Source organism: Francisella salimarina (genome assembly GCF_007923265.1).
Taxonomy (GTDB): Bacteria; Pseudomonadota; Gammaproteobacteria; order Francisellales; family Francisellaceae; genus Francisella; species Francisella salimarina.
This window is the reverse complement of sequence record NZ_VOJA01000004.1, coordinates 506,894-517,818: the sequence shown is the minus strand read 5'-3', so window position 1 is coordinate 517,818 and position 10,925 is coordinate 506,894. Positions and strand designations below refer to the sequence as shown.

The following is a 10,925-nucleotide window of genomic DNA, read 5'->3' as shown; positions in this document are numbered from 1 at the left end:
CTATGCTTTAGAACAAAAAAACAAATATCCTACTTATCTAAAAAAATAATACTTTTTTATCTATTTATTGCACTTTTAATAAATGTGGTAAGTTTAAACACCTCCACTTCTGTTAATCTAATTACTTATATTAATTAATATACATATCTGCTGCATTAACGATTTGATTTATCCAACTTTGGTGATTAGCAGTATTATAAAATTCAAAGCAAAACAAATAATAAAGAGACATAAGCATTAGATATAACCTCTACTCTTTTTACAAATCTGTATATAAAAATTAGGCAATGCAACACTTCCAATAAAAAGACGCACAGGTGCAGCTTAAAAAATAGTAATAGAAATATATTATATATAAAATTTCAAGGTCAAGTTTTGATTAGGTTTAGACATGGGCACTTCTAAACTTAAATAACTCTTAACCTCAAAGCAAACTAAAAATACAATTATCACAATTACTTACTAAAAGATATATCTATAACATACTACTATCATTAGCTTTTGGCTAATTGCCCCTATATAAGAATACTAATCTAACACCGTATTTACTTAGCACAAATATTAAAACACTCTCTATACCGCCAACTTCATAACAAAAGACAAAGTCCAATAAAAGTGATATACAAAAATTTAAGACATAAAAAAAGCGACCTAAGTCGCTTTTTATTTAGTGGTGGGTGCTGAGGGGTTCGAACCCCCGACCCTCGCCTTGTAAGGGCGATGCTCTCCCAGCTGAGCTAAGCACCCGATTTTGAAAAGATCGAAAACTTTTTTGATGGCGGAGAGGAAGAGATTCGAACTCTCGATAGGGTTTAACGCCTATACTCCCTTAGCAGGGGAGCGCCTTCAGCCACTCGGCCACCTCTCCTAAACCATGTGAGAGGATATTATATATACATATAACAATGTGTCAAGAGTACTCCTATCTTTTTTTACATTAACTATTATTTTTACTAATATATTACTAAACAAAATTTTGAAAAAACTTTATAATACAACCATTACTCTGAACATATATAAATTATATAAGTATTTTTATTATGAGAAAAATCCTAGTTACTAATGCACTGCCATATGCAAATGGCGATCTTCATTTAGGCCATATGCTTGGATATATACAGTCAGACATTTGGGTTAGATTCCAAAAACTACAAGGTAATGAATGTATATTCGTATGCGGCAGTGATACACACGGTACTCCAATAATGCTTAAGGCTAAAAGCTTAAGTATCACGCCAGAAGAACTTGTTGAAAAATACTCAAACAATCACCAAAAAGATTTTTTAAGCTTCGAAATTGAATTTGATAATTACCATTCAACCCATAGTCCAATAAACAAAGAAATTGTTGAAGATATCTACGGTAAGCTGAATGCTCAAAAACTCATATCAAAAAAAGAAATAGCTCAAGCATATGATCCTGAAGCAAAGATGTTTTTACCTGATAGATTTGTAAAAGGCACTTGTCCAAAATGTAAGGCTGAAGATCAATACGGAGATAGTTGTGAGGTTTGCGGTGCAACCTATGATCCAACAGAACTAATAAACCCAAAATCAGTAGTATCAGGAAAAGCACCAATACAAAAAAATTCTGAACACTTCTTTTTTGACCTGCCCGCATTAGAAAAAGATATTAAAAATTGGATTGAGTCTAATAAAAGCCTACAACCAGAAGTAGCTAATAAATTAGCAGAATGGTTTGAACAAGGATTACAAAGCTGGGATATATCTCGTGATGCGCCATATTTTGGCTATCCAATCCCTGGCACAAATGAACAGAAGTTCTTCTATGTTTGGTTAGATGCTCCGATGGGCTACATTGCAAGCTTTAGAGATTACTGTAACAAAAACAATGTTGATTTTAATGAATTTTGGGGAGATAACTCTTGTGAAAGCGAGCTTTATCATTTTATTGGTAAAGATATTATTTATTTCCATGCACTCTTTTGGCCAGCGATATTGTCATCTACAGGCTACAAAACTCCTACAAGTGTCTTCGCAAATGGGTTCTTAACCGTAAATGGCAAAAAAATGTCAAAATCTCGTGGTACATTTATTCAAGCAAGAACTTATCTAGATAATTTAGAGCCTAGCTATTTAAGATACTATTTCGCCTCTAGACTAACATCTCGTATAGATGATATAGATTTAAACCTTGAAGAATTTGTCACCAAATCAAATTCAGATATAGTTGGTAAAGTAGTAAACATAGCAAGTCGTTGTGCTGGCTTTATATACAAAAAATTTGATGCAACTTTAGCTAATGAAGTCTTTGATAAAGAGTTGGAAGAAGAGTTTGCTAAAAATCATCACGCAATTACAGAAGCTTTTGAGAAAAGAGAATTTGCGCATGCTGTAAGACTAATAATGGCCTTAGCAGATAAAGCAAATCAATTCATAGATCATCATAAGCCATGGCAACTAGCTAAAGAAGAAGATCAAGAGCAAAAAGTCCATCAAGTATGCTCACAAGGAATAAATATGTTCAAAGTTTTAGTCTCATATCTAAAACCTATAATTCCTAGCATTGTTGCAAAAGCAGAAGCTTTTTTAAATATAGAAATTGCAAACTGGAATGATACTCCAACATTCTTAAAGAATCATAAAATCAACAAATTCAAACCACTTGCTAAACGTATAGAAAAAGAAAAAGTAGACAAGATTTTAGAGGATACTAAAAAAATGCTAGAAAAAGAGCAATCACAAGAACAGACAGAGCCTAAAAAAGAAGGGCCTAAACTTGATATAACTGAAGAATGCACCTTTGATGACTTCATGAAAGTAGATCTTCGTGTAGCTAGAATTGCGGAAGCATCACATGTTGAAGGTGCAGACAAACTACTTAGGCTAATATTAGATCTAGGCGGTGTTACAAAACAAGTATTTGCAGGTATAAAATCAGCATATAAGCCAGAAGATTTGGTAGGCAAACATACTGTAATGGTAGCGAACTTAGCTCCTAGGAAAATGAAATTTGGAATGTCAGAAGGTATGGTTCTAGCAGCTGGTGATGGCAAAGGAATATACATACTAGAACCGCATGAAGGTGCTCAGCCTGGTATGCGTGTTAAATAAGCTAAGTATTTAGTAATGAAAAAATCCTACTATAATATTTTAATAATTTTTCTATTATTCTTTTTAGCATTATTAAATTATATTGACAGATCTACTCTAAGTATTGCAAATACAGAAATTGCTAATGCTTTTAATATAACACCAACAGAAATGGGAATATTGTTATCAGCATTTATGTGGCCGTATGCTATCGCTAGTCTACCGGCGGGATACATGGTTGATCGTCTTGGTGTAAATAAAGTAATGCTAATAAGTATGGTTGCATGGTCTGTAGCTTGTGTATTAGGAGGCTTAGTAATAGGATTTTATTCAATATTACTAACACGGATATTACTCGGTCTCGCTGAAGCTCCCTTTTTCATAGTCGCTACTAGAATAATACAACACCGTTTTCCAAGTTCTCAAAGGGGACTAATGTCATCAATAGTAGCTCTAGGTCCTAGATTAGCTAACATCCTAGCACCATTAATCCTAGTTGGTTTAATGCTACTGATAGATTGGCGCGGTATGTTTATTTTGTTAGGTATTATCGGATTGCTAGCTGCATTAGGTTGGAAACTTCTACATACAGAAGAAACTATTGAATGTAGACCAACTTACAAAAAGACTCAAAAGGTTTCTATCTCTTATGCACTAAAGAATAAGAATGTAGTTTTTTTATGTATAGGAAATCTATGTTCATCTTACGCTTACTGGTTATTTCTAACATGGTTACCTTTTTATTTTATTAAAGTAAAACACCTAAGCCTTTCTCAAATGAGTATAGCAACATCTATATCTTTCATTTCAGGAATTGCTTCTGTAATGTTAGGTGGTATAGTATCTGACCTTATGATAAAAAAAGGATTTACAGCAGTATTTTCACGATTAACACCTATAATCATCGGATGTCTAGTTGCATCTATAGCAATCTTAGCGCTACCATTTATAGACAACATCTTTATTATAGTATGTGTAATAAGTGTTACTATTTTCTGTTTGGGGCTACGGATATCTCCGACATGGGCATTAGTTGCTGATATCTCTCCATATAGCTTAGTAGGAACAATTGGTGGATTACAGAATTTTGCTAATTTTGTTGGTGCTGGACTTGCCCCGCTTATTACTGGGATAATACTACAATCAACAAATGATAATTTTATGTTTGTATTTATATTTAGTGGGGTTATTTGTTTATTTGGCTCATTTATATATATGCTTATTCGTAATAGTAGAGTTGAAACCTAAATAATTTAGTACTCCAACGTTTTCACCCTACCTTTGGTTATATTTGTAATTTCGTCTAAGAAGATAGATTTTTTGGATGTACATATCTTGATAACTTTGGATATCAAATTAGAATAGTTCTCCCTTATAATTTGAATATTATAACGATTTAGTAGATTATCAACACTTGCTGTTTCTGAGTAATCATATTCTATTAAAATTTCACTCTGAGGCTCTACATCGATAATTTTGGCTAAAGCCAACCCTTCTTTAGCTGCCTGCCCATACGCTCTAACGAGTCCACCAACACCAAGCTTCGTCCCCCCAAAATATCTTACAACCACAACCAAAACATTTGATATACCAAGACCTTGAATATGTGAAAGTATGGGCTTACCCGCTGAACCATTTGGCTCACCATCATCACTAAATCTAAGCTGATTATTATCTACCAAAGAATATGCCCAGCAATAATGATTAGCTCCAGGATAAATAATCTTTGCATTATTTATTGCCTCTAGCACTTCTTCGTGACTAGCTACCTTGTAGACAAAAGATATAAAGCGAGATTTTTTTATTGGTGAAATTTCAAACTCTAAATTTTCAAATATAGTTTTGCAAGAGTTCATATTTAACTATCTTATTAATGTTCAATATCTATGACATTTAGGATTAGAGATCTATTTCTCCGGCACCTTGTCTTAAAATCTGATATGGTAATTCAAGCATTTCCACAACAGTAGTTGACTCATAACCACAATAATCCGACTCTATAACCACATCTATATAATTCATAACTTCATCATCAATAACTGAGCAATCGGTAACAACATGATCTTGCCCAGGTAAAATAAAGCTCCCAATCACTAATGGCTCACCAATTTCTGCTGATATTGCCTGAAGAGCATAATGCTCACTTACCCTTATACCAACTGTATTTTTAGATTTAGTAACCAATAATGATGATACCTTTTTTGTTGCATTTAAAATAAAAGTAAAAGGCCCTGGTGTATATCTTTTTAGAATTCGATAAACACTATTATCAACTTTTGCATATTCAGATATTTCAGATAAATCTTTACAAGATAAAGTAAAATTATGTTTTCCGTCTAATTCACGTATTTTGATGATCTTATCTATAGCCTTTTTTGACTTCATCCTACAAGCTAAAGCATATCCTGAATCAGTTGGTACAGCAAGAACACCATCACTATCCAAAATATTAGCTATCTCTTTTAATTCAGTTACATTATTACCATAACTATATAGTTCAATTAATTTCTTCATTATCTTAGCAACAAGAGTTATACTTTTATGACATTATACAACACTTAACAATAATACAAATGAATAAAATGATTAATGATTTGCTACCAGCAATCGTATTTTTTACAGTTTATAAGGTCTATGATATTTTTTATGCTACTGCTGCATTGATTATAGTTACAGTTGCTCAAGTAATTTGGGAGTATATTGCTCATAGAAAAATTGCTAAAGCACAAATTCTAATAGCTGTACTTGTTGTGGTATTTGGCGGAGCCACTTTATACTTCCATAACGAAGAGTTTATCAAATGGAAAGTTAGCATAATCAACTGGTTAATAGGAATTGGTTTGATAATATCAACATATACAATGAAAGAAACACCAATGCAAAAAATTCTCAAAGAAGCCGTTGAGTTAAAAAGACATAAGTGGAGAGAAATCAACAATATGTGGGGTGCTTACTTTACAGTGCTAGGAACTCTTAACTTATTTGTTGCTTACTTTTTTTCAACGAATATATGGATGAACTTTAAACTTTTTGGCCTTCTTGGCATAACTTTTATTTTCTTAATAATTCAATCTATTTATCTATCAAAACATATAAAAAGATAATCTTAATATTTCATTTGCAATGCAATAATTACCAACTGTATAATTAACCTATTATAACGATATATAAATAACATGAATCAAGAAAGCTTAAACCAAGAACCAAATTCAGCAAATAAAATCTGTACATACAGGAATGTTTTCAGCTGTATTTGCCTGATTGCTATATTAGCTATATTTTTTATTACTGAATTAGCTATATTAGTTGGGATCTTTTTCGTATTTGCTACTTTTTATGTAGCAATAGCAGGATGTGTAGTAGCTTATCTAATATGGTTGGGAGTACCGAGACTTTCAAAATATCTCAAAGAAAAAAAATAATTTTACTCTACTTTGACTAAGCCGGCTGCATAAGTACGCGCACCAATTAAACCAACATCTGTATTCATAATTATATGAACTGGAAAATCTTTCATCATACTAGACATCCTGCCCTTATCTCTAAACTTCTCTAAAAACTTACTTTCTTTGATTTGTTTGATAAGTCTAGGTGCAATACCTCCAGCGATGTACAACCCTCTAAAAGGTAAACTTGATAATGCTAAATTACCTGCCACTGATCCATATATACTTAAAAATATATCTATAGTTCTCAACGCAGAGGGTTCTCTATGCTCTATGGCATACTTAACAATAACTGCTGCTTTATCAGAATCTGATACGCTAAATAATTCTCTTCGTAGCGATTGACACTCTGGCTGATCATATAAAGGATTACGTACAACATACTTATATATATTGAAAATACCATAGCCACTGCAAAATCTCTCTGGTGATATACGATGAAAAGTTCTACGCATAAATCTAAAGAGTTGAATTTGCTCATCATCAACTGGTGAAAAGTCAACATGACCGCCTTCTGTTTTGTACACTCTAGGATTATGATCTTTATCATAACTAACTAGACACATACCTAGACCTGTACCAGCACCGACGACAGCACATAATGTTTCATCATCTTTTTTACCGTCTTGAAGGGTAATAAGATCTTCTTCTCTATCTAAAGATTCTATACCATAACCTATGGCTTCAAAGTCATTTATAACTTTGACTTTACTTTTATCTATCCCAAGGCCTTCTGAGATATACTGCTCTGAGACTAACCATGGTAAATTTGTTACTTGAACTTCTCCATTTGCGACAAATCCAGCAACAGCAAGACACACAGAATCAATCTGCCCCACTAGATCAACTTCTAGTAAAAACTTATCAATAATATCAGACAAACAATTAAAGTTTGCTCCTTTATATTTTCTAATAGCAATGCTCTGTGTTAAACCATCTTCTAGAAGAGAAACCTCTAACCTAGTATTAGTTCCACCGATATCTCCAGATAATATATACATAGTCACACTCCCTTATTTAATGGTATCTTGCCAATACAAATACTTGATATTCTGCTATAATGAAATTATATCTTAATATTATAATTTTTAGTTTAAATGTCTAAAGAAAATAAAACAACAGATTTCGGTTTTACAGAAGTACCTTGGGAAGAAAAACAAAAAAAAGTTGCCGGAGTTTTCCACTCAGTAGCGGCTAAGTATGACTTAATGAATGATTTAATGTCTTTTGGTATCCATCGCATCTGGAAAAAACAAACTATTGCAAAGACTGGCATACGCAAAGGAGACAGAGTTCTTGACTTAGCTGGAGGAACTGGTGATTTAGCATATAAATTCTGTCAAATGGTAGGCTCACAGGGTAAAGTGGTTTTGAGTGACATCAACTCATCAATGTTAGAAGTGGGTAAAGAGAAGCTTACCAATAAAGGGTGTGTAGGTAATATTGAATATGTTCAAGCTAATGCTGAATCTCTACCATTTCCTGATAATTATTTTGACTGTATAACAATATCTTTTGGCTTAAGAAATGTCACTGACAAAGCTAAAGCTCTAGCATCAATGTGCAGAGTACTAAAACCAGGCGGAAGATTACTAGTACTAGAATTCTCAAAACCCATAGTACCTATGCTATCTAAGGTTTATGATGAATACTCTTTCAAAGCTTTACCTTTTTTAGGTAAAATCATCACTCAAGATGCTGAAAGTTATAAATATCTTGCTGAATCAATCCGCAAACATCCAGATCAAGAAACACTAAAGCAAATGATGTATGATGCTGGTTTTGATAATGTTGAATATCAGAACATGACTGGTGGAATCGTAGCTTTACATATCGGATATAAGTACTAAAATGATTCAAATAATAGATAACGTCCTAATATTATTATCTAAACTTGACCCACAAATGAGTAGTTTATTGCTACCACTTAATAATAAAACATTAAGGGTAGAGATTACTGATATTGATTTTTCGGTTACATTAAAAGTTGAAAAATCAAAAATCCATGCTACTGATGAGCATTCTAAAAATGTGCTAAAAGGTAAACTGGCTTATATACTTGAACTGATATTTAACAAAAATCTTCAAAAACTTATAATTGCCAATAAACTTGATTATCAAGGTAGTCTTAAAGACCTAAATGAGTTTAATAAATTCATAAGTGCTATTGATATTGATTTAGTTTATAAAATATCTGAGATTACTAGTCCAGAATTTGCAGCAACGATAGCAAAACCTTTTACTAAAGCGAAACAATATCTTAGAACATCACGCCAAGAAACTATAGTTGATATTAAAGATTTTTTAACTGAAGAAAAGAGAACATTAATATCACAAAATGAGATAAATATTTTTTATCGTCAAGTTCAAGAGCTAAAACAGGCTACTGATAGAATAGAAGCTAAACTAAACTTATTAGAGAGCTTATACAATGATTAGAAAATTTCTAAGACTTATATATATTTTTTATATTATAAATAGGTACTGCCTTCTCAATGAACCAATCCGAGCAACTAAAATAAGAAGTCTTAAACTTATACTTTTAGTAAACCCTTTTTATTACTCTCCAAGATTACGCAAGCTAGAGCACGGTGTACGCATAAGAGAGGCGTTAGAGAAGCTTGGACCTATATTTATTAAGTTTGGACAAGCGTTATCTGTGCGTGCTGATCTGCTTCCTCCTGAAGTAATAAAAGAGGTCTCTAAACTTCAAGATAATGTACCACCGTTTGATAACGATATTGCAGCTCAGCAGATTGAAAAGGCTGCAAAAAAACCAATAAATAAGATATTCAAAAGTTTTGAAAGCACCCCGCTAGCCTCTGCTTCTGTTGCTCAAGTTCATGGCGCAGTACTTCAAAATGATGAAAAAGTTGTAGTTAAAGTATTGCGACCAGGTATAGAGAAAATCCTAAAACTTGATACTTCTTTGATGCTTTTCTTTGCAACGCTACTTAGCAAATTAAAAGAAATTAAGCGTTTCAAGCCTGTCGAAATCGTCAAAGAAATTAATCAAAGCTTCTTTGATGAACTTGATCTAGTACGCGAGGCATCTAATGCATCTCAAATACGCAGAAACTTCGAGGGCTCAACTATACATTATGTACCTAAGATATATTGGGAATATACTAGCTCTACAGTAATGGTTATGGAACGTGTCAGTGGTGTCAGAGTATCTGATATCGAAACTCTCGATGCTCTAGGGGTTGATCGCCGTTTATTAGCACAGCGAGGTGTGGAAATATTCTACTCTCAGGTGTTTGATAACTGCTTCTTCCATGCAGATATGCACCCTGGTAACATGTTTATCGATGTCACAAATCCAGCAGATCCAAAATACATATCTATCGACTTTGGTATTGTTGGTACACTTAATCGTGATGACCAGCGTTATCTAGCAGGTAATTTTCTGGCATTTTTTAAACGTGATTATCGCAAGGTAGCTGAACTACATATAGAGTCAGGCTGGGTTCCTAGTGATACACGTGAAGATGTATTAGAATCTGCCATCAGAACAGTTTGTGAGCCAATTTTTGAAAAACCTATGAAAGAAATTTCACTAGGCTATACTTTGATGCAGCTATTTGCTGTTGCTCGTCGTTTCAATATGAATATACAACCTCAACTTACATTATTGCAGAAAACTCTATTTCATGTTGAGGGTCTTGGGCAAAAACTATGCCCAGAACTTAATATATGGGAAACATCTCGTCCAATATTAGAGAAATGGATGAAAGAGCAAATGGGATTAAGAGGTTTTTATCATCGTTCGTTAGAAAATATGCCTAGAGTTAGTGATAGACTACCAGAACTGCCACGTATGGTATTTGATATATTACAACATACGCAGATGAATTTAAAAACCATGCCATCACACCAAGTTAGTAAAGCTAAAGAGCCTAAGAAAAAGCATCGATTTGCATTGGGTGCAAGTGTTTTATTAATAGCTACAGGCGCTATAGCAAATATAACTAAAGATACTAGCTCTCTGACTAAATTGCAGGATTTAATCACTACTCATAGTACAACCATATTGATAGCAGGTGTTGTTTGTTTGGCCTATTATATTTTTAAAAAGGAGAAATAAATGTCTGATTGTATTTTTTGTAAGATTATCACTGGAGAGATTCCATCAAAGAAAGTTTATGAGGATGAAAATGTTTTTGCTTTCCATGATATCAATCCAGCTGCTGATACTCATGTTTTAGTTATTCCAAAGAAACATATAGCTAGCCTGAATGAGCTAACTGAACAAGATGAAGAGCTTATGGGTAAATTTATGTTAAGCATACCTAAAGTTGCTAAACTACTTGGTTTGAGAGGTTTTAAAACTGTTTTTAATACAGGTAAAGAAGGTGGGCAGATGGTTTTTCATATTCATGCTCATATTCTAGGTGGTAAAATCAAACTTAAACTTCCTGAGTAA

The 10,925-nt window shown here is 33.1% G+C and carries 11 protein-coding genes and 2 tRNA genes; 8 read left to right on the top strand and 5 right to left on the bottom strand.

Going from position 1 to position 10,925, the window contains the following annotated elements; translation table 11 throughout:
- Nucleotides 1–671: 671 nt before the first annotated feature.
- Together FQ699_RS08130 and FQ699_RS08125 are read right to left on the bottom strand one after the other, a co-directional pair.
- Nucleotides 672–747 (bottom strand) — tRNA-Val (locus FQ699_RS08130).
- Between the two features lie 29 nt (nt 748–776).
- A tRNA-Ser gene (locus FQ699_RS08125) sits at nt 777–868 on the bottom strand.
- A 172-nt stretch (nt 869–1,040) separates the two neighbouring features.
- Between FQ699_RS08125 and metG the strand changes: the two genes are divergently transcribed.
- Together metG and FQ699_RS08115 are read left to right on the top strand one after the other, a co-directional pair.
- Nucleotides 1,041–3,074, top strand: coding sequence for a methionine--tRNA ligase (metG, locus tag FQ699_RS08120; protein ID WP_146421885.1), 2,034 nt, complete (start codon nt 1,041–1,043; stop codon nt 3,072–3,074).
- A 15-nt stretch (nt 3,075–3,089) separates the two neighbouring features.
- A complete protein-coding gene (locus FQ699_RS08115; protein WP_146421884.1) occupies nt 3,090–4,301 on the top strand; it encodes an MFS transporter in 1,212 nt (403 codons plus the stop codon).
- A 5-nt stretch (nt 4,302–4,306) separates the two neighbouring features.
- Here FQ699_RS08115 and FQ699_RS08110 read toward each other — a convergent pair whose 3' ends face one another.
- Together FQ699_RS08110 and FQ699_RS08105 are read right to left on the bottom strand one after the other, a co-directional pair.
- Nucleotides 4,307–4,909 carry a YigZ family protein gene (locus tag FQ699_RS08110; RefSeq protein ID WP_146421883.1) on the bottom strand — a complete coding sequence of 201 codons (603 nt, stop codon included), beginning with the start codon at nt 4,907–4,909 and terminating at the stop codon, nt 4,307–4,309.
- 43 nt (nt 4,910–4,952) lie between these two features.
- Nucleotides 4,953–5,567: an L-threonylcarbamoyladenylate synthase gene (locus tag FQ699_RS08105; RefSeq protein WP_044525709.1), complete on the bottom strand. Its 615-nt coding sequence runs from the start codon at nt 5,565–5,567 to the stop codon at nt 4,953–4,955.
- Nucleotides 5,568–5,626: 59 nt separating this feature from the next.
- Here FQ699_RS08105 and FQ699_RS08100 point away from each other — a divergent pair, with 59 nt between their 5' ends.
- Both FQ699_RS08100 and FQ699_RS08095 read left to right on the top strand, forming a co-directional pair.
- Nucleotides 5,627–6,157 (top strand): septation protein A, encoded by a 531-nt coding sequence (locus FQ699_RS08100; protein ID WP_146421882.1) that lies wholly within the window; start codon nt 5,627–5,629, stop codon nt 6,155–6,157.
- Nucleotides 6,158–6,229: 72 nt separating this feature from the next.
- Nucleotides 6,230–6,475: a hypothetical protein gene (locus FQ699_RS08095; RefSeq protein ID WP_146421881.1), complete on the top strand. Its 246-nt coding sequence runs from the start codon at nt 6,230–6,232 to the stop codon at nt 6,473–6,475.
- 2 nt (nt 6,476–6,477) lie between these two features.
- Here FQ699_RS08095 and glk read toward each other — a convergent pair whose 3' ends face one another.
- On the bottom strand, nt 6,478–7,500 hold the full coding sequence (gene glk, locus FQ699_RS08090; protein ID WP_146421880.1) for a glucokinase: 1,023 nt from the start codon (nt 7,498–7,500) through the stop codon (nt 6,478–6,480).
- A 96-nt stretch (nt 7,501–7,596) separates the two neighbouring features.
- Between glk and ubiE the strand changes: the two genes are divergently transcribed.
- The 4 genes from ubiE to FQ699_RS08070 are packed head-to-tail and all read left to right on the top strand — an operon-like array spanning nt 7,597 to nt 10,925.
- On the top strand, nt 7,597–8,349 hold the full coding sequence (gene ubiE, locus FQ699_RS08085; protein ID WP_013922247.1) for a bifunctional demethylmenaquinone methyltransferase/2-methoxy-6-polyprenyl-1,4-benzoquinol methylase UbiE: 753 nt from the start codon (nt 7,597–7,599) through the stop codon (nt 8,347–8,349).
- 1 nt (nt 8,350) lies between these two features.
- Nucleotides 8,351–8,938: a ubiquinone biosynthesis accessory factor UbiJ gene (locus FQ699_RS08080; protein ID WP_146421879.1), complete on the top strand. Its 588-nt coding sequence runs from the start codon at nt 8,351–8,353 to the stop codon at nt 8,936–8,938.
- Nucleotides 8,931–10,586, top strand: coding sequence for a ubiquinone biosynthesis regulatory protein kinase UbiB (ubiB, locus tag FQ699_RS08075; RefSeq protein WP_146421878.1), 1,656 nt, complete (start codon nt 8,931–8,933; stop codon nt 10,584–10,586). Before FQ699_RS08080 ends, ubiB begins: the two co-directional genes overlap by 8 nt.
- A complete protein-coding gene (locus FQ699_RS08070) occupies nt 10,587–10,925 on the top strand; it encodes a histidine triad nucleotide-binding protein (RefSeq protein WP_146421877.1) in 339 nt (112 codons plus the stop codon).